Origin of the sequence: Crystallibacter permensis, assembly GCF_025960875.1 — a bacterium.
Classification (GTDB): Bacteria; Actinomycetota; Actinomycetes; order Actinomycetales; family Micrococcaceae; genus Crystallibacter; species Crystallibacter permensis.
Genome location: NZ_JAODLR010000006.1, coordinates 219,609 through 244,203 on the forward strand (window position 1 = coordinate 219,609; position 24,595 = coordinate 244,203).

General features: G+C 65.8%; 25 protein-coding genes and 1 riboswitch. Of the genes, 10 read left to right on the forward strand and 15 right to left on the reverse strand.

The annotated features are described in order from the left end of the window. Positions 1-115 precede the first annotated feature (115 nt). From B0G38_RS09760 to B0G38_RS09770, 3 genes are all read left to right on the forward strand, one after another. The gene (locus tag B0G38_RS09760) at positions 116-1,108 is read left to right on the forward strand and encodes a methionine ABC transporter ATP-binding protein (RefSeq protein WP_264669255.1); all 993 of its coding nucleotides are present in this window, start codon (positions 116-118) and stop codon (positions 1,106-1,108) included. Further along, a complete protein-coding gene (locus tag B0G38_RS09765; protein ID WP_264669256.1) occupies positions 1,105-1,848 on the forward strand; it encodes a methionine ABC transporter permease in 744 nt (247 codons plus the stop codon). Before B0G38_RS09760 ends, B0G38_RS09765 begins: the two co-directional genes overlap by 4 nt. Before the next feature lie 128 nt (positions 1,849-1,976). Continuing rightward, complete coding sequence (locus B0G38_RS09770; RefSeq protein WP_264669257.1) at positions 1,977-2,810, forward strand: MetQ/NlpA family ABC transporter substrate-binding protein; 834 nt, start codon at positions 1,977-1,979, stop codon at positions 2,808-2,810. Positions 2,811-2,921: 111 nt separating this feature from the next. Here B0G38_RS09770 and B0G38_RS09775 read toward each other — a convergent pair whose 3' ends face one another. The 9 genes from B0G38_RS09775 to hemE form a co-directional block, all read right to left on the reverse strand. Further along, positions 2,922-4,049 carry an AI-2E family transporter gene (locus B0G38_RS09775; RefSeq protein WP_264669258.1) on the reverse strand — a complete coding sequence of 376 codons (1,128 nt, stop codon included), beginning with the start codon at positions 4,047-4,049 and terminating at the stop codon, positions 2,922-2,924. A 27-nt stretch (positions 4,050-4,076) separates the two neighbouring features. After that, complete coding sequence (gene hemL, locus B0G38_RS09780) at positions 4,077-5,402, reverse strand: glutamate-1-semialdehyde 2,1-aminomutase (protein ID WP_264669259.1); 1,326 nt, start codon at positions 5,400-5,402, stop codon at positions 4,077-4,079. A 3-nt stretch (positions 5,403-5,405) separates the two neighbouring features. After that, on the reverse strand, positions 5,406-6,389 hold the full coding sequence (hemB, locus tag B0G38_RS09785) for a porphobilinogen synthase (protein WP_264669260.1): 984 nt from the start codon (positions 6,387-6,389) through the stop codon (positions 5,406-5,408). Beyond that, positions 6,376-7,311 carry a uroporphyrinogen-III synthase gene (locus B0G38_RS09790; RefSeq protein WP_264669261.1) on the reverse strand — a complete coding sequence of 312 codons (936 nt, stop codon included), beginning with the start codon at positions 7,309-7,311 and terminating at the stop codon, positions 6,376-6,378. The genes hemB and B0G38_RS09790 overlap by 14 nt, the downstream gene beginning before the upstream one ends. A gap of 2 nt (positions 7,312-7,313) precedes the next feature. Continuing rightward, positions 7,314-8,285, reverse strand: a complete 972-nt coding sequence (gene hemC / locus B0G38_RS09795) for a hydroxymethylbilane synthase (RefSeq protein ID WP_264669262.1) — start codon at positions 8,283-8,285, stop codon at positions 7,314-7,316. Continuing rightward, a complete protein-coding gene (locus B0G38_RS09800; protein ID WP_264669311.1) occupies positions 8,282-9,424 on the reverse strand; it encodes a ferrochelatase in 1,143 nt (380 codons plus the stop codon). The genes hemC and B0G38_RS09800 overlap by 4 nt, the downstream gene beginning before the upstream one ends. A 53-nt stretch (positions 9,425-9,477) precedes the next feature. Beyond that, positions 9,478-10,185 carry a hydrogen peroxide-dependent heme synthase gene (gene hemQ, locus B0G38_RS09805; RefSeq protein ID WP_264669263.1) on the reverse strand — a complete coding sequence of 236 codons (708 nt, stop codon included), beginning with the start codon at positions 10,183-10,185 and terminating at the stop codon, positions 9,478-9,480. A 67-nt stretch (positions 10,186-10,252) separates the two neighbouring features. Further along, positions 10,253-11,773: a protoporphyrinogen oxidase gene (gene hemG / locus B0G38_RS09810; protein WP_264669264.1), complete on the reverse strand. Its 1,521-nt coding sequence runs from the start codon at positions 11,771-11,773 to the stop codon at positions 10,253-10,255. Between the two features lie 2 nt (positions 11,774-11,775). After that, positions 11,776-12,837, reverse strand: a complete 1,062-nt coding sequence (gene hemE / locus B0G38_RS09815) for a uroporphyrinogen decarboxylase (protein ID WP_264669265.1) — start codon at positions 12,835-12,837, stop codon at positions 11,776-11,778. A 158-nt stretch (positions 12,838-12,995) separates the two neighbouring features. Here hemE and B0G38_RS09820 point away from each other — a divergent pair, with 158 nt between their 5' ends. Next, positions 12,996-14,339 carry a glutamyl-tRNA reductase gene (locus tag B0G38_RS09820; protein ID WP_264669266.1) on the forward strand — a complete coding sequence of 448 codons (1,344 nt, stop codon included), beginning with the start codon at positions 12,996-12,998 and terminating at the stop codon, positions 14,337-14,339. A gap of 10 nt (positions 14,340-14,349) precedes the next feature. Here B0G38_RS09820 and moeB read toward each other — a convergent pair whose 3' ends face one another. Continuing rightward, positions 14,350-15,534, reverse strand: a complete 1,185-nt coding sequence (gene moeB, locus B0G38_RS09825; protein ID WP_264669267.1) for a molybdopterin-synthase adenylyltransferase MoeB — start codon at positions 15,532-15,534, stop codon at positions 14,350-14,352. Between the two features lie 150 nt (positions 15,535-15,684). On the opposite strand from moeB, the gene B0G38_RS09830 reads away from it, so the two are divergent. From B0G38_RS09830 to B0G38_RS09840, 3 genes are read left to right on the forward strand one after another with little or no spacing between them, the layout of a single operon-like run. Continuing rightward, positions 15,685-16,305, forward strand: coding sequence for a TetR/AcrR family transcriptional regulator (locus B0G38_RS09830; RefSeq protein ID WP_264669268.1), 621 nt, complete (start codon positions 15,685-15,687; stop codon positions 16,303-16,305). A gap of 47 nt (positions 16,306-16,352) precedes the next feature. Next, positions 16,353-16,577: a DUF3107 domain-containing protein gene (locus B0G38_RS09835; protein ID WP_074701505.1), complete on the forward strand. Its 225-nt coding sequence runs from the start codon at positions 16,353-16,355 to the stop codon at positions 16,575-16,577. A gap of 13 nt (positions 16,578-16,590) precedes the next feature. Then, positions 16,591-16,890 (forward strand): hypothetical protein, encoded by a 300-nt coding sequence (locus tag B0G38_RS09840; RefSeq protein WP_169993931.1) that lies wholly within the window; start codon positions 16,591-16,593, stop codon positions 16,888-16,890. 24 nt (positions 16,891-16,914) lie between these two features. On the opposite strand, the gene B0G38_RS09845 is transcribed toward B0G38_RS09840, so the two are convergent. From B0G38_RS09845 to thiO, 4 genes are all read right to left on the reverse strand, one after another. Continuing rightward, positions 16,915-17,247 (reverse strand): 4a-hydroxytetrahydrobiopterin dehydratase, encoded by a 333-nt coding sequence (locus B0G38_RS09845; RefSeq protein ID WP_264669269.1) that lies wholly within the window; start codon positions 17,245-17,247, stop codon positions 16,915-16,917. Between the two features lie 14 nt (positions 17,248-17,261). Then, positions 17,262-18,029 (reverse strand): thiazole synthase, encoded by a 768-nt coding sequence (locus B0G38_RS09850; protein ID WP_264669270.1) that lies wholly within the window; start codon positions 18,027-18,029, stop codon positions 17,262-17,264. Between the two features lie 3 nt (positions 18,030-18,032). Further along, positions 18,033-18,269, reverse strand: a complete 237-nt coding sequence (gene thiS / locus B0G38_RS09855) for a sulfur carrier protein ThiS (RefSeq protein WP_264669271.1) — start codon at positions 18,267-18,269, stop codon at positions 18,033-18,035. After that, the gene (gene thiO / locus B0G38_RS09860; RefSeq protein ID WP_264669272.1) at positions 18,266-19,417 is read right to left on the reverse strand and encodes a glycine oxidase ThiO; all 1,152 of its coding nucleotides are present in this window, start codon (positions 19,415-19,417) and stop codon (positions 18,266-18,268) included. The genes thiS and thiO overlap by 4 nt, the downstream gene beginning before the upstream one ends. After that, positions 19,414-19,548: riboswitch (TPP riboswitch) on the reverse strand. (Overlaps the previous gene by 4 nt.) 104 nt (positions 19,549-19,652) lie before the next feature. On the opposite strand from thiO, the gene thiE reads away from it, so the two are divergent. Next, complete coding sequence (gene thiE / locus B0G38_RS09865; protein WP_264669273.1) at positions 19,653-20,294, forward strand: thiamine phosphate synthase; 642 nt, start codon at positions 19,653-19,655, stop codon at positions 20,292-20,294. Between the two features lie 33 nt (positions 20,295-20,327). Here thiE and B0G38_RS09870 read toward each other — a convergent pair whose 3' ends face one another. After that, positions 20,328-21,035 (reverse strand): ferritin-like domain-containing protein, encoded by a 708-nt coding sequence (locus B0G38_RS09870; RefSeq protein ID WP_264669274.1) that lies wholly within the window; start codon positions 21,033-21,035, stop codon positions 20,328-20,330. A 51-nt stretch (positions 21,036-21,086) separates the two neighbouring features. Between B0G38_RS09870 and B0G38_RS09875 the strand changes: the two genes are divergently transcribed. Both B0G38_RS09875 and B0G38_RS09880 read left to right on the forward strand, forming a co-directional pair. Next, a complete protein-coding gene (locus B0G38_RS09875) occupies positions 21,087-22,571 on the forward strand; it encodes an RNB domain-containing ribonuclease (RefSeq protein WP_264669275.1) in 1,485 nt (494 codons plus the stop codon). 335 nt (positions 22,572-22,906) lie between these two features. Then, on the forward strand, positions 22,907-24,586 hold the full coding sequence (locus B0G38_RS09880) for a DEAD/DEAH box helicase (protein ID WP_413542053.1): 1,680 nt from the start codon (positions 22,907-22,909) through the stop codon (positions 24,584-24,586). Positions 24,587-24,595: the final 9 nt, after the last annotated feature.

Here is a 24,595-nt window from a genome sequence, read left to right on the forward strand (position 1 = left end):
ACGAATCTTTGCCCGGGTTCGGGAGCGCCGCCAGTCCTGTCATAATTTAAGCTGTCCGCTGCCCGTGCTGGCCGCCGCAGACCAGGACCCCGTCCCCAATCAGCCGAGGATTCATGTGATCACTGTTTCTGACCTGCGCAAGGTCTACCGCCAAGGCAACCGTGAAATTGTTGCTCTTGACGGAGTCAGCCTTGAGGTCCCGAAGGGATCAATTCACGGCATCGTGGGACATTCCGGGGCGGGCAAATCGACTTTGGTCCGATGCCTGACCCTGCTGGACTCCCCCACGTCGGGGTCGGTGAGCATCAACGGGGCCGAACTGAGCGCGGCCCGGGACGCTGATCTGCGCAGCGCACGCCGGCGCATCGGCATGATCTTCCAGCATGCCAACCTGATGGATTCCCGGACCACTGCGCAGAACGTTGCGCATCCGTTGGAGATCGTCAACACATCCAAGGACGCCATCAGCACAAAGGTGAATGAACTGTTGAAGCTGGTGGGACTGGAAGGCTTCGAAAACGCCTATCCTTCCCAGCTCTCCGGCGGCCAGCGCCAGCGCGTAGGCATTGCCCGCGCCCTCGCTTCCGATCCGGACGTCCTCCTCTGCGACGAGCCCACGTCTGCTTTGGACCCGAAAACTACCGAAGAAATCCTTGTCCTGATCAAGGACCTCACCAAGCGCCTGCAGCTGACGGTGCTGATCATCACGCACGAAATGCACGTGGTCAAGCGCGTCTGCGACTCGGTGTCCTTGCTGGCCGCCGGCCGCATCGTCGAACACGGCCCGCTGCGCGAGGTGGCAGCCAATTTGGGCAGCGAGCTGTCCCGAACGTTGCTGCCGCTGCCCTCAGCGGAGCCGCTGGGCACCGGCGTCGTTCTTGAAATCCTTTTCTCCGGTGACACTGCCTCCGAACCAGTTCTAACCGCCGCCGCCCGCCGATTCAACCTGGATCTCAACGTACTCGCAGGCAGTGTCGAAACGTTGGCAGGCACGCAATTCGGCCACCTGCGCATCCAGCTTCCGGCAGGCACCGACGCCGGCCCCGTCGTCGAATATCTGCACAGCCAGGGAGTCTCGGTGCGTACCGCAGGAAAGGACGCCGCATGAACCTATTCGAGGACTTGTTCTCTAATCCGGCCATCACGAAGGCATTGCCGGAAGCCATCGGCGAAACACTGCTCATGGTGGGAATTTCGGGTGTCTTCACCGTGCTGATCGGACTGCCTCTCGGCATCTTCCTCTATACCAGTGCGCCCGGAGGGTTGCGCCCGCTCCCGGTAACCAACCGCATCGTCTCAGACATCGTGGTGAACATCACCCGGTCCATTCCCTTCGCGATTCTGATGATTTCGCTGATCCCGCTCGCACGGATCATCACCGGAACCTCCATCGGAGCCCTGGCCGCCACGGTATCCTTGACTATCGGCACCGTCCCGTTCTTTGCCCGTCTCGTCGAGACGGCGCTGCGAGACATCAGCTCCGGCAAGATCGACGCGGCCCTGGTCATGGGCTCCACCAGGATGCAGATTGTCCGAAAGGTTCTGGTACCGGAGGCTCTGCCGGGCCTCGTCGCGGCGCTGACGACGACAATGGTTACGCTGGTTGGCTACTCCGCCATGGCAGGCCTGACCGGCGGGGGTGGACTGGGACAGTTGGCCTACAACTACGGCTACCAGCGGTTCAACACGACAGTCATGATCGTCACCATCGTGCTCATAGTCATACTGGTCCAAGCCATCCAGTGGATCGGGGACGCCGTCGCCCGCCGGGTCGATCACCGCACCGCCGCCACAGCCGGTTCGAAGAAATCCCGTCGGCATGAACCGGCCACCGTGGTCGGCGTCTAAAGCCAACATTGCCAGCTTCCCGCCCCGCTCTACAGCATGGCGGAAGAATGCAGCCAGTAGCCGCTAGCTGCACCACGTCCGGAGAGGTCGAACACCGGCTCCGGGTTATTCGAAAGGAACGCACGCAGATGCGTAAAGCACTTACCCTCGTGGGCACCGGCCTTGCCGCGGCCCTGGCGTTGACGGCTTGCGGTGGATCGGATTCTGCCTCCAACGCTACTCCCGACCCGGCCAATCCTGTGACCGTCACGGTCGGCGCTGGCCCTGTTCCGCACGCACGGATCCTTGAGTTTGTAGACCAGAACCTTGCCCAGGACGCAGGCATTGATTTGGAAATCGAAGAGATGACCGATTACCAGACGCCGAATATCGCCCTGAGCGACGGTTCGATCGATGCCAACTACTTCCAGCATCTTGCTTTCCTTGAACAGCAGATCGAGGACAAGGGCTACGACTTTGAGCACGGTGCCGGAATCCACATCGAGCCGTACGCAGGTTTCTCTTCCAAGCATGACGACGTCTCGGAGATCCCGGATGGTGGCACTATCGCCATCACGAATGACCCCGCGAACCAGCCCCGTGCCCTCAAAATGCTTGAAGAGGCGGGCCTGCTCAACGGCATCGAGGAAGATTCCGCGGCCCTGACCCTGACGGAGGAGCAGAACCCCAAGGGACTGAAATTCGAGGAAAACCAGCCGGAAATCCTGCTTCCCCTCATCGACGATCCCAAGGTGGACCTGGCGATCATCAACGGCAACTTCATCCTGGAAGCCGGCATGAGCACGGATGACGCCCTCGTAGTTGAGTCCGTTGAAGATAATCCGTATGCCAACTTCCTGACCTGGCGCGCGGGCGAAAAGACTGAAGCCATCACCGTCCTCGAGGAGCTCCTGCACTCCCCCGAGGTCAAGGACTACATTGTGGAGACCTGGCCGAACGGCGACGTCACTCCGGCGTTCTAGCTTTCCCGGCCAGCAAGGCCGCACCAGCCACGCTTAACCACAAGGGAGCCGGCAGCACACGCTGCCGGCTCCCTTGTCAGTTCCGCCCCAAGGCTTGTTTGTCGTGTCGGGTCAGGACACCGTCTCCACAGCCTTTTCCTCGAGCCGCACCCGCCGGCCTGACGCTTCCGGCTTCGTATCGCCCGTCCAGACCTGAATGACGGCCCAGGCCACCGCCGTCAACGGCACGGCAAGAATGGCTCCGACAATACCGCCCAGGATGGTGCCAGCCGTCAGGGCGAGCAGGATGACCAGGGAATGGAGGCTGACGGAACGGCCCATGACGACGGGTTGCAGGAAGTTCCCTTCCAGTTGGTTCACCAGGACCACAACGCCGATCACCACCAGCGCGGCCACGGGACCGTTCGCCACCAGTGCCACGAGGGCTGCCAGCACGCCGGCCACCGTGGCACCCACGATCGGCACGAAGCCACCGATGAAGATGAGCACGGCCAGCGGCAGCGCCAGCGGCACCTGCAGGATGATTAAGGCCAGACCAATAAAGATGGCGTCGACCGCCGCCACAATGGCGGTGCCCCGGACGTAATTGCCCAGGACGTCAACGGCCCGCGAGCCGGCCAGCGCCATCTTCGCCCGGCGGCGGTAGGGGAACCAGCGCAGCAGGAATGTCCAGATCCGCTCGCCGTCTTTGAGCAAGTAAAACAGCACCACGGCCATCAGGACCGCGCCGGTGATGAACTGCGTCGCCGTGGACAGGCCGCTCAGCGCGCTGCGGCCCACGGCCGCGCTGGTCAGGAAGTCCAGGACGCCGGCCAGCGCTTCGTCTATCTGCGCCTGGTCCACCGGGAGCGGGAAATCAGCCAGGAAGCCCTGCAGTTGTGCCCAGCCTTCGGTAGCCGAACTGATGAGTTCGTCCAACTCGTTCCGGACGGCGACAACGATGCCGGTAATGACGCCGCCAAGCACCACAAGGATGCCCAGGAACGCCGTCGCGGTGGCCAGCACGCTGGACCAGCCCCAGCGCCTCAGGACGTTGACCACCGGATAGACCGCGGCCGCCAGGATGAGGGCAATCAGCACCGGGATGACCAGCAACTGCAGTTGCAGCATCACGTACACGCTGACCGAGAGCAGCGTCAGGATCAGCAGCAACTGTGCGGAGCGCGTGCCAACCCGGCCCATACCATCGGTCCACAGATTTTGTTCCTGAACTTGGTCCCGCCGGGCAAACAACGCCATCAACATGCTCCTTGAAGTGGTTGGAAATCAGGCTTCAGGTGAGGCCGCGGCCGCCGCCTTGGCTGCCGCCGGAAGGGCAGCATAAATCCGGTCCATGGCCTTGTCGTCATGCGCCGAGGAAAGGAACCACGCTTCGAAGACCGACGGCGGCAGGTAGACGCCCGAGTCCAGCATGGAATGGAAGAACGGTGCGTACCGGAAAGCTTCCTGCCCTTGGGCGTCCTCGTAGTTGTGGACTCCGTTAGCCGAGGTTCCAAAGGCCACGCTGAAGAGGTTACCGGCACGCTGGATGCTGTGGTCCACGCCTGCTTCGCCCAGCGCGGCGGAGACCGCGCCGGACAATTCCAGGGACCGCTTGTCGATCCCGGCGTAGACCTCGGGCGTGGCCGCGGTCAGGGTGGCCACGCCGGCCGCCATCGCGATCGGGTTTCCGGACAGTGTGCCGGCCTGGTAGACCGGACCCACCGGGGCAAGGTAGTCCATCACTTCGGCCCGGCCGCCCAATGCTGCCACCGGCATGCCGCCGCCGATGACCTTGCCGAAAGTCAGCAGGTCCGGCGTGAACGGAGCGTCCGTTCCCTCGGCTCCTCCGGTCAGGCCCCAGTAGCCTGCATAGCCGGTCCGGAAGCCGGTCAGGACCTCGTCCAGAATGAGCAGGGCGCCGTGCTGTGCGGTGATCCGGGAAAGCGCGGCGTTGAAGCCTGCGCCTGGTTCCACGACACCCATATTGGCCGGCGCAGCCTCGGTGATCACCGCGGCGATGTTGGGGCCGTGGGTTTCGAACGCGGCTTCAACCGCGGCCAGATCGTTGTAAGGCAGGACCAGCGTCTCGGCAGCCGTTGCCTCGGTGACACCGGCGGAGCCGGGCAGCGCCAGCGTGGCAAGACCCGATCCCGCGGCCGCCAGCAGTCCGTCCAAATGGCCGTGGTAGCAGCCGGCGAACTTGATGATCAGGTTGCGGCCGGTAAAGCCGCGGGCCAGCCGCACGGCGGTCATGGTGGCCTCGGTGCCCGTGGATACCATGCGCAGCCGCTCGACGGCGGAAACCCGCTCCATCACGATGGCCGCCAGTTCGGCTTCCGCGGGCGTGGACGTGCCGAAGGACAGACCGCGGTCCACGGCAGCGTGGACGGCTGCCAGCACCTCGGGATGGGCATGGCCCACCAGTGCCGGGCCCCAGGAGCAGACCAGGTCAACGTACCCGCGGCCGTCGGCGTCGGTGAGGTAGGGCCCCTTGGCGGAGACCATGAAGCGCGGCGTTCCGCCCACGGATCCGAAGGCCCGCACGGGCGAGTTCACTCCCCCGGGCATCAGATGGCGTGCGCGTTCGAACAGTTCTTCAGAGCTAGTCATTGCTTAGTTGCTTTCTTTCAGCCAGCGGGCAATCTCGGCAGCCCAGTATGTCAACACCATATCCGCCCCGGCCCGCCGGATGCCCAGCACGGACTCGAGGATGGCAGGCTTGCGGTCGATCCAGCCGTTAGCCGCCGCCGCCTCGATCATCGCGTATTCGCCGGAAATCTGGTAGGCGGCCACCGGTACCGGCGACATGGCCGCAACATCGGCCACGATGTCCAGGTAGCTCATGGCGGGCTTGACCATCACCATGTCCGCGCCCTCTTCGAGATCCAGCTCTACCTCCAGCATGGCCTCGCGGCGGTTTGCCGGATCCATCTGGTAGGTCTTCCGGTCACCGCTCAGCTGCGAATCCACTGCCTCGCGGAAGGGTCCGTAGAAGGCAGACGTGTACTTGGCCGCGTAGGCCAGCACCGCGGTGTCCTTCAGGCCTGCCTCGTCGAGGGCCTGGCGGATCACGGCGACCTGGCCGTCCATCATGCCGGAAGGGCCGAGGACGTCGGCGCCGGATTGTGCCTGGATCACGGCCATCCGCGCGTAGATCTCCAGCGTGGCGTCATTGTCCACCGCCCCATCCGGGGTCAGGACACCGCAGTGGCCGTGGTCCGTGAACTCGTCGAGGCAAACGTCGCTCATAACCACCAGATCGTTGCCTACCTCGGCCTTCACATCCGCGATGGCCTTGTTCAGCACGCCGTCCGGGTCCACGCCTGGGCTGCCGGTGGCGTCGCGGGTGGCCGGCACGCCGAAGAGCATGATGCCGCCGAGGCCAAGCTCCACCGCTTCGGCCGCGGCCCGCTTGAGGGAATCGGTGGTGTGCTGGACGACGCCGGGCATAGACTGCAGCGGCGCCGGCTCGGAGATGCCCTCGCGGATAAACGCCGGCAGAATCAGCTGCGAGTGCTCGATCCGCACTTCAGCGGTGAGTTTGCGCAGGGCTGCGGTGGCGCGGAGTCGGCGCGGTCGGTGGCTAGGAAAGCTCATCATCATCCTTCGGCTTTGGTGCGGTGCGGGTCTTGAGGGCCTCGGTCAGCGCGTCCGCGATCCCGGCCGGCGTCGGTGCGGTGGCGGTCGCGGCGATGTCCAGGCCGAGCGATCCGGCTTCCCTCGCGGTGCTGTTGCCGATGGCTACCAGCAGCACATGCAGCGGCAGCTCGGGCGAGAGATCATGCAGCCGGCGGGCTACGCTCGGAGACGTAAGAACGACGGCGTCAATCGCCTTTTCGGCGACGCCGCGGTTGAATTCTTCCACCGTCATGGGATTCAGGCCGGCCCCGGCCGGGGCAGGAGTAACGGACTCCAGCACAGCGGTCAGGCGCCGCTCCGCCCGTGCCGGATGGTCCACCGTGTGGTAGGCAACCACGGGCAGCACCTGCCAGCCCTTGTCCATCAGGCCCTCGAAAATCGTGTCCGCCGCAATGTCCGCCTGCGGCAGGAAGACGTTGGTGCGCAAGGCCGTTTCCGGACGGGGTTCGCCCGGCGGGGGCCAATCCGCCACCAGTCCGACGGCGTCCATGGTGCCTTCGGGAACAAGGTCAACATGCAGGCCCTCGGCTTCCAGGACGGTGGCCGTACCCGACCCGACGGCCGCGATCTTGGTGTCACCGGACAGCGCCTTCAGCGTGGTGCCGAGTGCGGCGGCCCGCTGCTTCAGCGCCCGCACGGTGGTGATGCTGGTGATGACCATCCACTCGAAGCGGCCCTGGCCCAGCATGCGCAGCGCTTCGTCCAGCTCACGGCTGGACTCGGGTTCCTCGAAGTCGATCAGCGGCATCAGTTTCGGTTCGGCGCCTCTGCCGGACAGCTCGGCCACCATGGCACCCGCGCGGTCGGCACTGCGCGGCAGCACCACTACCAGCCCGGCGAGCGGACTCCCGGGGTTGCCTCGCGGCCGCAGCAGGGGCATGCTCAGCTGCCTGCCAAGGGGGTCAGTTCTCCGGCTCCCCGGGCCAGCAGGTCCTCGGCCAGCCGGGCTCCCAGGCTTGCCGCGGCTTCCATATCCGGGCTGTTGGTCTCCAGGCTGCTGCGCAGCAGGCGGCTTCCGTCAGGCCGGCACACTACCGCTTCGAGCCGGAGCACACTCCCGGCCAGCGTCGCCAGCGCACCGATGGGCGCACTGCAGCCGGCCTCAAGCCGGGCCAGCAGCGCACGTTCGGCGGTCACCGAGAGGCGGGTGGCCTCGTCGTCGTAATCCTGCATCGCCTTGGCCAGCGCGCTTCCGTCCGCGGCGTCGGCTGTACGGCACTCCACGGCCAGCGAGCCCTGTCCCGGGGCCGGCAGCATGACGGCCGGATCCAGCAGTTCGGTGATGGTCTCGGTCCGGCCCAGCCGGCTGAGGCCTGCGGCTGCAAGGACCACGCCGTCGAGGTCGCCCTTTTTCCCCTCGATGACCTCGGGGCCGTGCATCCCCCGGACGCGGCCGAGCCGGGTCTCCACGTTGCCGCGGATATCGATGACCTGCAGGTCCGGCCGGGCGGCACGCAGCTGGGCGGCGCGGCGCGGGGAACCGGTGCCGACCTTCGCACCCGCGGGCAGCCCGGACAGGGTCAGTCCGTCCCGGGCACACAGCGCATCCCGCACATCGACGCGTGCCGGATACGCCGCGATCCGGAGGCCATCGGCCGCGCCGGTGGGCAGATCCTTGAGCGAATGCACGGCCACATCACAGCGGTCATCGAGCAGGGCCTCGCGCAGGGCCGCAACGAAAACGCCGGTACCGCCGATCTGCGCCAGCGAACCCTTCAGAATGTCGCCCTCGGTCTTGATCCGGACCAGCTCGTAGTCCACCCCGCCGGATGCGGCAAGGGCTTCGGCCACGGTGGTGGTCTGGGTGACGGCCAGGGCGCTGCCCCGGGTTCCTATGCGGACGGTGCTTGTCACGGTGCGGGTACTCCTACGGTGGAATCCATGCCGGCAACCGTGGGTTTTTCGCCGCGGCGGTTGGTGCAGCAGTTGGGGAAACACACATCCATCCACGGCCCCAGCTTGGTGGTGGCGGCGCGTTCGGCAATGTTGTTCTCGGCGGTCCGTTCGCAGACCAGGTCGACCAGGCCGGCAACGAACTTCTTGTGCACGCCCGGAGTCGGCACGCGGGCGGCGGCGAGGCCGAGCTTGCCGCAGGTCTCCAGCGCCTCGGTGTCCAGGTCCCAGATCACTTCCATGTGGTCGCTGACAAAGCCCAGCGGGACAATGACTACGCCCTTGACGCCCTGCGCGGCCAGCTCTTCGAGGGCATCGTTGATGTCCGGTTCCAGCCAGGGCACATGCGGCGCCCCGGACCGGGACTGGTAGACCAGCGAATGCGCGACGCCGGCGGCCTCCGGAATCCGGTCCAGCACGGCCTGGCCGGCAGCCAGGTGCTGCGCAACGTAAGCGCTGCCGCCGTCGTACTCGGCACCGTCAGCCAGGCGCGGCCCGGCTGCCTCGGCGTCCCCCATGGGAATGGAGTGGGTAGCGAACATGATGTGCACAGGCGCGTCCGGCTCGCCCTTGGCGGCGAGGTCGGCGCGCACCGCGGCGAGCCCCTCGGCGACGCCCTCGACGAACGGCTCCACGAAGCCCGGGTGGTCGAAGTACTGGCGGACTTTGTCCACTTCCAGCTTGCCTTCCAGCCCGGTCTCCACCAGCGCCACGCCGAAGTCCTCGCGGTACTGGCGGCAGCTGGAATAGCAGGAGTAGGCGCTGGTGGTGACGGCCAGCACGCGGCGGTGGCCGGCGTCGTACGCTTCGCGGAAGGTATCGGCGATGAAGGGCGCCCAGTTCCGGTTGCCCCAGAGCACCGGCAGATCGATCCCGCGGCTGGCCAGCTCGGCCTCCATAGCCGCCTTGAGCGCCCGGTTCTGCGCGTTGATCGGGCTGATGCCGCCGTTGGCGCGGTAGTGGTGGGATACCTCTTCGAGCCGCTCATCGGGGATGCCGCGTCCGCGTGTGACATTGCGCAGGAACGGGATGACGTCTTCCTGGCCCTCGGGGCCGCCGAAGGACGCCAGGATGATGGCATCGTAGTTCTTCGGCGCCATCCTGCCGTTTTCGTCCACGCCCGCGCGCGGATCGAAGTTTGTTTCGGCGGTGGTCACCGCAGTACCTCGGCAATCTCGGCGGGGCTGATGCGGCGGCCGGTGTAGAACGGGATTTCCTCGCGGACGTGGTTGCGGGCGTCGGTGTAGCGCAGGTGCCGCATCAGGTCTACCAGGTCGATCAGTTCCGGTGCTTCCAGGCCCAGGATCCATTCCCAGTCGCCCAGCGCGAAGGACGCCACGGTGTTGGCGAGTACCTGCGGGAAATCGCGGCCGAGCATGCCGTGGTCGCGCAGCATCTTACCGCGCTCCTCGGCCGGGAGCAGGTACCACTCGTAGGAGCGCACAAACGGGTAGACGCAGAGCCAGGCTTCGGGTTCCTTGCCGAGCGCGAAGGACGGCGAGTGGTTCTTGGTGAACTCGGCGTCGCGGTGGACACCCATGGCGGACCAGACGATGTCCGTCTCTTCGAACAGCGCGGTGCGGCGGATGATGCGCACGGCCGCCTGCAGCTCATCCGGCTTGGAGCCGTGGAGCCAGATCATGACATCGGCGTCTTCGCGCATGGCGGAGACGTCGTAGGCACCGCGCAGGGTGACGCCGGCATCGCCGAGGCGGGCGACGGCGGATTCGAAGTCGGCAACGGCGGAGTCCGCAATGTCCGCACCGGACCGCTTGAACACGGTCCAGAGGGTGTAGAAAAGCTCTTCTTCGCCCGGGGTTTCGACGGCGTTGGCGGATCCGGACGTGGACGTTTCACTCATGCTTACAGTCTGCCTTCTTCAGTAGTTATTAGTCGAAAACGGATCTTCTACCCATTGTAGAAGAAATTCAGGACGACGACGGCGCCGCGGCTTTCAGTTCTGCCGCGAGCTGGCGTGCGCGGGTCCGGCTGTCGGCCACCACGGCCACCAGCCCTGTTCCGGCCAGCCAGGCACCGGTCAGCTGCAGGTGGCTCCCGTCGGCAGCAAGCTCACGCACTTGGGCCACCCTGTCCCGATGTCCCACGGTGGCGGACGGCAGCGCGCCCACCCACCGGACCACCTTCCAACCCAGCACATCCGGATCGGTGATCGGAGTGTCCATCAGCGCCGTGGCATCGCTCAGCGCCTGGCGGTACAGCTTCTCGTCCGGCCAACCGGTGAAGTCTTCCGCTTCCGCGGTGCCCGCCTGTCCAACCGCCCTGCCGTAAGACAGGCGCAGCACGTGGCTGCCCGGGCCGGTTTCGTCCGCGAGCCAGGGCCACTTGGCCGTGGCATGCGTGAGTGCCTTCGCCTTGATACCTTCGACCCCCGGCGCTACCAGCAGCCCGGTGCCGCGCGGCTTGGCATCCAGCTCCGGCTGGTCCACCACCAGCGTCACTAGTGCCACCGAGGGCCCTGGGGCAGGCTTCAAGTCAGCGATCCCGGGGATGGATTCCTGCAGCAGCGTCACCGCGGAGACGCCGTCCGCCGCCATCACCAGCCCGGCAGCGTCAAAGGTCCCGTCCGCGGTTGCGACCCGCCAGCCGCCGTCGTGCTTTGCAATTGTTTTCACCGGCGAGGAGGCGTGCAACTGGACTTTGCGCCGCTTCAGATCCGCCAGCAAGGCCTCGGTCAGCCGGCCCATGCCGCCCGCTATTCCGGCCACCGCTGAGCCCGCCGGGGCCGCTTTGCGCATGGCGCCCACCGCGGCCTGCAACGAGCCGTGGGTTGCCACCGAAGCACGCAAGCCAGGGGCCACCGAGTCCACGTCCAGCACATCCGGATCGGCGGAATAGACGCCGGCCACCACCGGGGTCACGAGCCGCTCGAGCACTGTGCTGCCCATGCGGGCGCGAACCAGTTCGCCCAGGCTCAGCTCGTCTTTGCCCAGCAGGTTCCCCAGCGGCAGCATGCGGTCCGCCGCAGCGCGCAGGGAAGCCTTGCGGCCGATCGCCGCCACAATCTGCGGATCGGTGGGGTCCGACGGAATGCCCAGCAGCCCGGTCTTGGGCAGCTGCTGGGCCGAGCCGGGCAACTTCACCCACGCGCCGGCCGGGTCGGGGGCCACAATGCTCTCCCCCAGTCCGAGTTCCCCGGCCAGCCCCGAGACGGCCTGCGAGCGTGTTGCGAAGGACTCCGCACCGGCGTCCAACGTAAAGCCCGCCACCTCGTGCCGCGCCACGCAGCCGCCGAATTCCGCGGCTGCTTCCAGCACGGTGACCTGCACGCCCTGCATCGCAAGTTCGCGCGCGGCGACCAGTCCGGCGATACCGCCGCCAACAACGACGGCGGTGGGAGCCTTGAGTGCCGGCAGGTGGCCCGTGCGCGGGGTGCTGCGGGAGTCAGCGCGGTCCGGGTGCCCGGCGTCGGGACGCTGGTGGTGCGGCATGGCTACAGGTCCACCGAATGGATCAGCTTGACCACGCGGGTCAGCACATCCGGGTCTGTCTCCGGCGGGACACCATGCCCCAGGTTGACCACGTGCCCCGGAGCCGCGGCACCGGCGGCGAGTACTTCGCGGACGTGCCGTTCCAGCACTTCCCACGGTGCGGACAGCAACGCCGGATCGATATTGCCCTGCAGCGGGGTCGTGCCGCCCAGCCTGCGGTTGGCCTCGTCCAGGGGCAGACGGTAGTCCACGCCGATCACGTCGACGCCGACATCGCGCATGGCAATCAGCAGTTCGGAGGTGCCGGTACCGAAGTGCACCAGCGGAACGCCAAGGTCGCGGACGTGGTCCAGGGCGCGGGAGGAAGCCGGCGCCACGTGGCGGCGGTAGTCGTCCAGGCCCAGCGAGCCGGCCCAGGAGTCAAAGAGCTGTCCGGCACTGGCTCCGGCTTCGAGCTGGGCGCGGAGGAACTTTCCGGAGGCGTCCGCCGCCCAGTCAGTGAGGGCCCGCCACGTTTCCGGTTCGGCATGCATCATGGTCCGCGGGCCCAGGTGGTCACGCGATGGCTTACCCTCCACCATGTAGGCCGCGAGAGTGAACGGCGCACCGGCGAAACCGATCAACGGCTTCTTCCCCAGTTCATTGACGGAGAGCCTCACGGCTTCACGGATGGGCTCCAGCGCTTCATCGGTCAGGGTGGGCAGGTTCGCGACGTCCGCGGCGGTCCGCACCGGGCTACCCAGGACCGGGCCAACACCGGGAACGATGTCAACGTCTACCCCCGCCAGCTTCAGCGGAATAACGATGTCGGAGAAGAAAATTCCGGCGTCCACATCGTGCCGCCGCACGGGCTGCAGCGTGATTTCGGCGGCCAGCTCCGGGTTCAGGCAGGAATCCAGCATCGCGATCCCCTGCCTCAGCTCGCGGTACTCCGGCAGCGAGCGGCCGGCCTGCCGCATGAACCACACCGGCCGCCGGTCGGGCTTCCCGCCGCGGTAAGCGGTAATCAGGGCAGAATCGGAAGTCCGGCCATCCATCAAGGGGTGGGAAGCATTCAACGTCATGCTTATAGATTCTGCTCCACCCGCGCGCTCAAGGCCAACGCGGCCGTCTCAGGACAGGGATGGTGGCAAAAGTCACCTGCCCGGATTGGGTGAACCCAAGGTAAACAGGCAATCCTAAGAAGAACTGGAAGTCCCTACGGGCTAAGATAAGAGGCGTTGTGGTTTTACTATCCTTGGTTGCGACCCATTCCGATCTTGATCTGGAAACGGTAGCCCGCCTGAGTGCCGGCTCCTCCCAGGTCGCTTCCAGCATGCTCAAGGACGGGAGCCCAATCTCCGGCGCCGTGGTCCTTGCCACCTGCAACCGCGTCGAGATCTACTGTGAAACCGGTTCCGAAACCGACATTGACGCCGCACGCAGGGCCGTCATCTCCGAGATCAGCGACCGTTCCGGGCTGGACGAAAACCTGGTTGCCCGCTCCTTCACCACCAATACCGGCCCCGAGGTCTCCCGCCACCTCTTTGCCGTCGGCGCCGGTCTCGATTCTGCTGTTGTAGGCGAGCGTGAAATCGCCGGCCAGGTACGCCGTGCCCTCAACGAGGCGCAGCAGGAGGGCACCGCCAGCGGGGCACTCGTGCGGCTGTTCCAGACCGCTTCCCGCACCGCCAAAGACGTTGGCGCCCAGACTGCTTTGGGCGGCCGCGGGCTTTCCATCGTATCCGTCGCCCTGGACCTGGCCACCGATCTGGCCGAAGACCGCGACTGGGCAGCCAAGAACGTCGTCGTTTTCGGTACCGGGGCGTATGCCGGGGCCACCATGGCGCTGCTGCGCGAACGCGGCTGCACCGGTATCTCCGTCTACTCATCCTCCGGCCGCGCGCGGCCGTTCACCGAGACCCGCGGAGGCTTCCCCCTGACGGAAGAGACGTTGGGCGCCGCCGTCGCCGCTGCGGATGTTGTCATCGGTTGCAGCGGCAGCGACCGCCAGATCAGCGCCGCCGAAGTTGCCGCCGGTCGCGAAACCGAAGCCAAACCGCTGACCATCATCGACTTAGCCCTGACCCACGATTTCGATCCCGCTGTTGGCGAACTGGACGGCGTCGAGCTCATCACGCTGGAGTCCGTCCGGCTGGCCGCTCCGGAAGAGCAGGCAGAGTCGGTCAACCAGGCAGCAAAGATCGTGGACCACGCCGCCCGGGCCTTCGAGGAAAGCCAGCAGGTCCGCTCCGTGGACGCCGCGATTGTCGCACTGCGCCGGCACACTATGGCGGTCTTGGAAACGGAACTGGAGAAGGTCCGCAACCAGCACGGCTGCACCGGCCCTGCCCAGGAAGTGGAATTCGCCATGCGGCGGATGGTCAAGCAGTTGCTCCACCTGCCGACGGTGCGCGCCCGCGAGCTCGCCGCCAACGGCCAGCAGGACCAATACATCGCGGCCCTTGATGCGCTCTACGGCATCAGCGTTGCAGAACCCGCCGCAGCGCCGGCCCGCTCGGCCGGCGAAGACAGCTGCCCCGTTGACCATACGGTCGGCAGCCGGGAACAGGCCGCCACCGCCTGAGCCTTCCGGCTCAGTACACCGGCTTCTCCGGCTCCACTTCACGCACCCAGCTGAGGATGCCGCCGTCGAGATGCCGTACACGGGTATAGCCGTGGTCCAGCAGATTCTGCAGCACCTCGGCCGAACGCGTCCCGGCCTTGCAATGGAAGACAAGGTCCCGGTCCCGGGGCAATTCGCCCAAGGCCTCTCCGGACAGGATCCGCCCTTTCGGAATCAGCGTGGCACCGGGAATGCTGACGATCTCGAATTCCCCCGGCTCGCGTACATCGATCAGCTCAAAGTCTCCGGGGCCTTGTCCGCGGGACTGGAGCATGGCCGCCAGTTCGGGCGCAGAGACCGTATGGCCGGCATCCACCGTGGCTCCCGGCGCCACACCGCAGAACGCTTCGTAGTCCATCAGCTCGGTGATCGGTTCACCGTCCGGGTCCTTGCGCACGCGCAGTTCGCGCCAGCTCATCTGGAGCGAGTTGAAGATCAGGACCCGGCCCAACAGCGTCTGGCCAATGCCGGTAATCAGTTTGATGGCCTCGTTGACCATGACGGAACCGATCTGTGCGCAGAGCACGCCCAACACGCCGCCTTCGGCGCAGGAAGGCACGGATCCCGCCGGCGGAGCTTCGGGGTAGAGGTCGCGGTAATTCGGCCCGTACTTGTCCCAGAAAACGCTGACCTGCCCGTCGAATCGCAGGATCGACCCCCAAACATAGGGCTTGCCCAGGATTGCGGCGGCATCATTGACCAGGTAACGGGTGGCGAAGTTGTCCGTGCCGTCCAGAATCACGTCATAGCCGGCGAAGATCTCCAGCGCGTTGGACCTGTCCAGCCGCACTTCATGGAGCACCACGTCGATTCCGGGGTTGAGGTCCAGGATGCTGTCCCTCGCCGACTGCGCCTTGGTACGGCCCAGATCGGCGACGGTATGGATGACCTGCCGCTGCAGGTTGCTGGTCTCGACCACATCATCGTCAATAATGCCGATCCGGCCCACTCCGGCCGCCGCCAGGTACAGCATGGCCGGAGAACCCAGCCCGCCGGCACCGATGACGAGGACCTTGGCGTTCTTCAGCCGGAGCTGTCCGGCCATCCCGACTTCGGGAATGATCAGGTGCCGCGAGTAGCGCTCCATCTCGGCCTGCGTCAGCTCCGCCGCGGGCTCCACCAGCGGCGGCAACAACACTGATTCCTGCGTATTCATAGTGCCAATCTACGCCGACGCGCGCAGGTTGGCAGAATAGATGAATTGATCTGTATTACCGACGCGTAAACTGGCTGGAGAACGATAGTCAAGATTTCCTGCTATATCGGCGCACGGCCACAATCCGGTGCCAGATGAGGTCCGAAGACAGTGAGTACTGATTCCCGGCCGGCGGCCAAGCCTGCCCGCCTCCCCCGTGAGGAGCGCCGGCGCCAGCTGCTCCAGGCAGCGCACGAAGTTTTTGTCGCCAATGGCTACCACGGCGCCGCCATGGACGAGATCGCGGAGACGGCCCGGGTCAGCAAGCCCGTGCTTTACCAGCATTTCCCGGGCAAGCGGGAGCTCTACCTGGCACTGCTGGACCACCATCTGGAATCGCTCACGGCCATGTTGATGGCTGCGCTGAACTCCACTAACGACAACAAGCTGCGCGTCCATGCCACCATGGACGCCTACTACCGCTTCATTTCACAGGAGAGCCAGGCACACCGGCTGGTGTTCGAATCGGACCTGAACAATGATCCGGACGTCAGCAAACGTCTGGAGGACTTCAACGCCCAGCTGGCCAGCGCCATTGCCGCCGTCATCGCCGATGATACGAAACTTTCGGACGTGGAGGCGACATTGCTGGGGCGGGCGTTGGCCGGCATGGCCCAGATCAGCGCCCGTTACTGGCTCCAGGCCGATAACGAGCTTGAGCGTGATACCGCCGTCGATTTGATCTACCGTTTAGCTTGGCGCGGAATTTCACGGTTCCCGAAGGAATCCTAAGATAGATTTCGAATCAGACATCGTTCGCACACCAGGAGGCATCAGTAGTGGAAATCAAGATTGGTATTCAGAACGTCGGCCGCGAGATCGTCGTCGAGTCCGACGAGTCCGCGGATGAAGTTGCCGAAATGGTTTCCCGTGCCATGAACGGCGGCGCCGAACTGCGCCTGAAGGACAGCAAGGGCAATCTGGTCATCGTCCCGACCAATGTCCTCGGCTATGTGGAGATCGGCGCAGAGGAGCCGCGCAAGGTCGGCTTCGGGGCTCTTTAACTAAGCAGCACTAATGGTCCAGTTCGTACTGATCATTCTGGTGGCAGCCGCCGTGGGCATGAGCGCGTGGGGCATTGACAACAAGCGCCACGCCTACGGCGTCCTGCTGCTGCCGGCCTCGGCCATCGTGGCAGCCACCATCTTGTGGCTCATCCTGATGTTCGCAGGCCTTGGCTCCCAGCCCGGCGTGGATTATCTGAGCTGGCTGCTGCCCATGGTGTTGACCGTTCCCGTGGCCTGGCTCACGGTGTTCCTGGTCGGACGCCGTCGCGTCGCCGCGGATGTGGAGCGCCTGACCGAAGCCCTGCGCTGATCCGCCGGACGGGGTGCCTGGCAGTCAGGCCGGATATTTGTCCGGCTGGGCGGTGGCTCCCAGGCGGACGGCAAGCTCACTCAACGAAGTGGCTGCAGCGACGTCGCGGGTTGTTACTGCTGACCCCGCATCATGGGACGTCAATCGGATGAAGACCTTGTTGTAGCGCCAGTCGAGGTCCGGATGGTGGTTGGCCTCTTCCGCCAGCTCTCCGGCCCCGGCGATGAAATCCAGTGCAGCCCGTCCGTTCTCAAGCTTGAACACGGTAACCAGCGCCCCCTCGCTGTGGCGCCAATCCGGCAGCGTCCTGAGCTGTTCATCGATCTGCTTGCTGTTCAGCTTGTCCTCGGCGCCCATTGCTCCTCCTGTGGCTAGAGATCCGGGCGGCCTGCAAATGATGATGAAGCCAATGCGTGCTCCCGTTTGGGAATCCGGCCGCCTGTTGCCGCCAGCCTACCGGCGATGACCGCATGTTTGAAGGCTTCGGCCATGCGGACCGGGTGCTGGGCTCTGGTCACTGCCGTAGCCAGCAGGACAGCGTCGCAGCCGAGCTCCATGGCCAGTGCCGCATCCGACGCCGTGCCAATGCCGGCGTCCAGCACTACCGGAATCCCGGCGCGCGAGACAATCAACTCGATGTTGTGCGGATTGAGGATTCCCAGTCCGGTACCGATAGGAGCACCCAGCGGCATCACGACGGCGGCACCCAGCAGCTCGAGCCGGCGGGCCAGCACAGGGTCGTCATTGGTGTAGGCGAAGACCTTGAATCCGCGGTTGACCAATGCTTCGGTTGCCTCCACGAGTTCCACCGCGTCGGGCAGCAGCGTCTCTTCGTCGGCGATGACTTCGAGTTTCACCCAGTTCGTCTCCAGGGCTTCGCGCCCCAGTTCGGCGGTCATCACCGCCTCCCGTGCCGTGTAGCAGCCCGCCGTGTTCGGGAGCACGCGGATGCCATGGCGCTCCAGCAGGTCGAAGACCGAAGTGCCGGTGCCGGCCGCGTAGCGGCGCATCGCTACCGTTGTGAGTTCTGTTCCGGAAGCCAGCAGGGCCTCGCCCAAGCCGTCCAGGCTCGGCGCGCCGCCTGTACCCATGATCAGGCGCGATCCGAGGGGAACTCCGTCAATCATCAGTTCGTCCATTATTTAGCCTCCCTGTACTGCGGTCACAAGTTCCACGCCGTCGCCGTCCGCGAGCATGGTCCGGGCCCAGCTTCCGCGCGGCGCCACCTCCGCGTTCAGTGCCACAGCCACGCCGAGCCGTCCGCCGTCGGCCGGTCGCCCGTCCTCGGTCAATTCGCGGCCGGTGGTCCGGGCCACCAGTTCGAGCAGTGTCGGCGCGGTCGGCAAGGTGTGCGGACTGCCGTTGACGGTGATCTTCATGCGTGACTCTCCTTGGTCATATTGCTGAACCTGTCGGGATTGAATTGCTGTAGCTCGGCGGCGATTTGCACTCCGTCGATGAGGTCGGCGCAGATCCTGGCCGCCACCGGAGTCAGGAGCACTCCATGGCGGAAGAATCCGGTGGAAACTACCAAGCCCGGAAGGTCTTCCGTCCCTGCCGCCACCCGCCCCAGCAGCGGCGCATTATCCGGTGTTCCCGGCCGGGCGCGGCAGGTCATCTCTTCGAGTGCGAGTTCCGCCACGGCCGGCACCAGCGTCTGGGCGTCGCGTAGCAACTGATACACCCCGCCGGCCGACACATCCGCCGATCCGTCCTCACGCTGGGTCGCTCCGATCACCACCGTGCCGTCCCCGCGCGGGACAAGGTAAACGGGGTGCCCGCGTACGATGCCCCGGATTGTGGAGGTGAGGAACGGCTGCAGGCCCGCCGGGACGCGCAGCCGCAGAATGTCCCCGTACACCGGACGCAGCGGCAGCACCAGCCCCTCGGGCAGGCCTGTCAGTGCTGCGGCCGCAAGCCCGTTCGCGACCACCGTTTCGTCGGCCGCCATGACCTCACCGCCCGCCAACTGCACGCCAACAACCGCGCCGTCAGCATCAGCGATAAGTCCGGCTGCCGCTTCACTAACGACGGCGGTGCCTGAGTACCGCAGCATCTTCAGTAACGCTGCGGAAAGGGCCCGCGGGTCCACCTGGTGGTCTCCCGGTGCGTAGAAAGCGCCGGTCAGAGCCGGACCCAGGCTGGGTTCGAGCCGTCGGGCCTCGCGGCTGGTGATTTCGTGGACCTCGAGTCCTTCGGCCAGCTGCGCCTGTTTCAAGTCCGCGAGCGCGGCGCGGTCCGCGGCGTCGAAAGCGGCAACCAAGGTCCCGGTTTCCTGGTAGCCGGTCTCCCCCAGCCCCGCAACGAACCCAGGGTAAAGCCGGGCGGACTCGCGGGTCAGCGCCAGCAGCCGCTCCTCCTGGTAGTGCAGCTCGCTGACCGGGGCCAGCATGCCGGCGGCGGCGTAGGTGGCGCCCGCGGCGGGCGCGGGATCGATGATGGTGGCACGGTGGCCGCGGCGGGTGGCTTCTGCAGCGATTCCCAGTCCGACAATGCCTGCGCCGATGACGGCAACATGTTTGGACAACTTTGAGGTTCCTTCCCTACGCCGGCATGACCCGGATCAGGTTCGACGGTCGGTGCCAGGCACCCTCTCAGCCTGTCGGCCGCCGGCGATTGCCGCACGTGCCGCCTAGTCAGGCTCCCGCAGTGTTTTCTCCAGTGTAGCCATATCCAGGACTTCGCCAGCGTCACATCCCGCCGCAAACCGCTGCCCGGGAACCGCGGAGTTCGTTGCGCAGTTTGCCATTATGGTTGCTGGTATGGATTTTTCCTCTGCCCAGCTTTACCTTTGCACCGACTCCCGCCGCGACCGCGGAGACTTCGAGCAGTTCCTGGATGCCGCATACTCCGGCGGTGTGGACATCATCCAGTTGCGGGACAAGTCCCTCGATGCCGCCGAAGAGCTGGAGCTGCTCGGCGTGCTCGCCGACGTTGCCGCCCGTCATTCGAAGCCGTGGTCCGTCAATGACAGGGCGGATCTGGCTGCGGTGGCCGCGGCGCCGGTCTTCCACGTCGGCCAGCAGGACCTGCCGCCGGCCGCGGCGCGGTCGGTGCTTGGCCCCACGGCCGCAATCGGCCGCTCTACCCACACTCCGGAACAGGCCGCAGCTGCCCTGGCCGATGACGCCCTGGACTATTTCTGCACCGGGCCGCTCTGGGCTACCCCTACCAAGCCGGGCAGGGCCGCCGTCGGTCTTCAGCTGGTGGAGTTTACTGCCGCCCAGCAGGCGCAGACGGGTTCCGGCAAGCCGTGGTTTGCGATCGGCGGCATCGATCTGGACAACATCGGCCAGGTGACGGATGCCGGAGCCAAACGCGTCGTCGTCGTCCGTGCCGTCACCGATGCCGATGATCCGGCCGAGGCCGCCCGCGCGCTGAAGTCAGCGCTGCCGCCGCTGTAACCGCTGGTCCGGCCGGCCGGACAGACTGAACTTTCAGGCGGTCAGGCCCAGGGCATTCATCCGGCGGGAATGGTTCCGGGTCAGTTCCGCGAAGAGTTTCGCGGTGACGGCCTGCTGGGAGGAAGGTTCGTCCAGTCCCAGCAGGGCGCCCAGGAAAGCGCGTTCAATCCCGATGCGCTGCGCCTGCGTCAGCGCCTCGCCGACCAGCCGCCGGCCCCACAGGGCCAGCCTCGAGGCCAGCCGCTCATCATGCTCCAGCGCCCTGCGCAGCCGGGCGGTGAGCAAGACCAGCTGGTCCCCGTTTTCCTTGATCCTGGACACCAGCGCACGCGTATCGGGATCCAGCCGGTCGGCGATCGCACGGTAGAAATCCCCCGAAACGGCATCGGTGACGTAGGCCTTCATCAACGATTCGTACCAATCCCCGGGCCGCGTCCGCTCGTGGAACGCGTCGACCGACGCCTGGAAGGGCGCCATGGCGGCCTGGACGTCGACACCGAGGCGCGCCAGCTCGGCGCTGACAAGTTCAAAGTGCCCGAATTCGATGACGGCGAGGCGCCCGAGATCAGCGCGGTCTTTCAACGTCGGGGAGAACCGTGCATCCGAGGAGAATCGCTCAAAGGCAGACAGCTCTCCGTAGGCCATGACGCCATAAAGATCGATGACATGCTGCAGATGTTCCGTTCCTGTCCCGTTGCTGGTGGTCGGACGATCAGCGGGGAAGGGTCTTTTGGAGCTCATGAACACCACCCTAACGCCCCACCTGCGGCGCTCTGGCGATAGGCTGGGCCTGTGCCGTATTCACACGTTGACGCCAAAGTTAATGAATCGCAGCATCTGCTCGCCCGTGTGCTGAGGGAACTGCGCACTGAGCTGGAACTTCCCGCGGCGTTCTGCCCTTCGGTCCTCGCAGAGGCCGAGAAGGCTGTGGCGGAACAGTCCATGCCTGCCGTGGACCTGACCGGGCTGGACTTCGTCACCATTGATCCACCAAGCTCCACCGACCTGGACCAGGCGATGTATATCGAGCGCGACGGCGAGGGCTACCGGCTCTGGTACGCCATCGCCGATGTTCCCGCTTTTGTTGCTCCCGGCGGTGAACTTGATGCTGAGACGCGGCGTCGCGGCCAGACCATCTACGCTCCCGATGGACGCATCCCGCTGCACCCGCCGGTGATCAGCGAAGACGCCGGCAGCCTCCTCCCGGACCAGGACCGCAGCGCTTTCGTGTGGGAATTCGAGCTCGGCGCCGCCGCCGTTGTCAGTACCGTGTCGCTGCGACGGGCCAGGATGCGCAGCCGCGCCAAGCTGAACTACGAACAGGTCCAGCAGGACATTGATTCCGGCGAAGCACCGGTCTACCTGCAGCTGCTCAAGGAAGTAGGGCTCAAGCGCATCGAGCTGGAGCGGCAGCGCGGCGGCGCGAGCCTGAACCTTCCGGATGAGGAAATAGCCCATGACGGCCGCCATTACTTCATCGTGGCGCGGCCGGCACGGCCGGTCGAGGATTGGAACGCCCAGATTTCGTTGATGACCGGCATGGCGGCGGCGGAAATCATGCTTGAGGGCAAGGTAGGAATCCTGCGCACCATGCGCGCTCCGGACGAGGAGTCGGAGGCCCGCTTCCGCCGCCAGACCAAGGCGCTGGGCCATCCCTGGCCGGAGGGGATTGCCTATGGCGAATATCTCCGCGGGCTCGATACCGCGGATCCGAAACAGCTGGCGTTGATGGACGCCGCCGGATCGCTGTTCCGCGGCGCCGGCTACACACCGTTCGACGGCGAGGTGCCGCAGGAGCAGACCCAGGCCGCGATCGCTGCACCGTACGCCCACACCACCGCGCCGCTGCGCCGCCTGGTGGACCGCTTTGTCCTGGTCATCTGCGAAGCGCTCTGCGCCAAGACAGAGGTGCCGGGCTGGGCCCGGCAGGCCTTGCCTGAGCTCCCCCAACTGATGGCGGCCGCGGACCAGCTGTCCGGACGGCTGGAACGTGCGGCACTGGACGCGGTGGAAGCGGCCCTGCTCAGCCACCGGGTGGGCGAGGAATTCGGCGCCGTGGTTATCTCGGCCCGTAATTCGAACAACCACTCGAACCACAATGCCAACGGAAATGGCCGCCAGGAAGCCGTACCGCGCGGCACTATCCAAATCAGTGATCCCGCTGTCAGTGCGCGTTGCGACGGCGAACTGCAGGCTGGCACTGCCATCAGGGCCCGCTTGGTCGAGGCCGATATCGAGAAGCGCACCGTCCGGTTCGAGCTGATCAGTCCGGCCTGAACGGTCCGCGCGGCCGCGTCACGCAGACGGCCGGCAGCCGATTTGCTCCCAGCCGGTAGACTGGACATGTAGAACTGGATGCCCGGTCGTTGATTGTTAGTAAATTTCATCAACAGATCCGCACCTACGCGATCTTTAACCCGCCGGCATGGCCACGATGGCCTGCACCGGCACGCAGTTGTTAGCCCGCGATCGGCTTCCACTGGCTGCGTCACGCAACCGGACAGTTCCGCACGGCCGTCAGATGACCGTGTCGTTGAGCACCGGGGCCCAGGCGCCTTATTTTGAATGGTATTTAATTGAACACTGAGAATTCCCTCGTGGACCAGAACAACCTGCTCCATGCGGAAAACAGCCTTGAAGAAATCGAAGTCGAGGCCAGCCTCGCTTCCGACGAGCGTCCGCATGAGATTCCGCAGCAGACCTTCGCAGACTTCAACGTCCGCGCCGACATCGTCCGCTCGCTCTTCGACGCCGGCATCACGCACCCTTTCCCGATCCAGTCCATGACCCTGCCCGTGGCACTCGACGGCCACGACATCATCGGCCAGGCGAAGACCGGCACCGGCAAGACCCTGGGCTTCGGCATTCCCGCGCTGCAGCGCGTCGTCGGTCCTGAAGACGACGGCTACGACAAGCTGCCCGTCCCCGGCGCCCCGCAGGCGCTCGTCATCGTTCCGACCCGCGAGCTTGCCGTGCAGGTGGCCAAGGACCTCACCACCGCTTCGCGCTACCGCAACGCGCGCATCGCCACCATCTATGGCGGCCGTGCCTACGAGCCGCAGACCGAGATGCTGGCCAAGGGCGTCGAAGTGGTTGTCGGAACGCCGGGCCGTTTGATCGACCTGCACCGGCAGAAGCACCTGAACCTGAAGAACGTGCGCATCGTGATCCTCGACGAGGCGGATGAAATGCTGGACCTGGGCTTCTTGCCCGATGTCGAAACGCTGATCGCCGCCACCCCTGCCATCCGGCAGACCATGCTCTTCTCCGCCACCATGCCCGGCCCCGTTGTCGCCATGGCGCGCCGCTACATGACGCAGCCGACGCACATCCGCGCCGCGGACCCGGACGACGAGGGCATCACCAAGAAGGACATTCGCCAGGTCATCTACCGTGCGCACAACCTGGACAAGACCGAGGTTGTCTCCCGGATCCTGCAGTCCCGCGGCCGCGGCCGGACCATCATTTTCACCAAGACCAAGCGCACCGCCGCCAAGGTCTCCGAAGAACTGATTGACCGCGGATTCGCCGCCGGCGCCATCCACGGCGACCTGGGCCAGGGTGCCCGCGAACAGGCGCTGCGTGCCTTCCGCAGCGACAAGGTAGACGTGCTCGTTGCCACCGATGTCGCTGCCCGCGGTATCGACGTCGACGACGTTACCCACGTGATCAACTACCAGTGCCCGGAAGACGAGAAGACCTACTTGCACCGCGTGGGCCGCACCGGCCGTGCCGGCAACAAGGGCACCGCGGTCACGTTCGTGGACTGGGACGATGTTCCCCGCTGGGGGCTCATCAACAAGGCCCTGGGCCTGGACCAGCCGGAGCCGGTGGAAACCTACTCCTCTTCTCCGCACCTGTTCACGGATCTGGACATTCCCGAGGGAACCAAGGGCCGCCTGCCCCGTAACCAGCGCAAGCTCGCGGGCATCGACGCCGAAGAACTTGAAGACCTCGGCGAAACCGGCAAGAAGCACGGCGGACGTGATTCCGGCCGCCAGGGCGGCCGTGGCTCCGAACGCGATGGCAGCCGCGGCCGCGGCGAAGGCCGTTCCGAAGGCGGATCCAGTGCGACCGAACCTTCCGACGCAAGCCGCCGGCGCCGTCGTCGTTCGTCCGGAACCGAGGAAACTGCCGGCCGTACGGCCACCGAGCGCCCGGCCCAGGCCGAGAACACTACCAAGACCGAGGGTGAAAGTGCCCGTCCGCGCCGCAGCCGCAGCCGTACCCGGCGGCGCAACGGCGAAGTGGTCAACGCACCGGATGCCGCCGGCGCCGGCAACACGGAATAACCGGCAGCA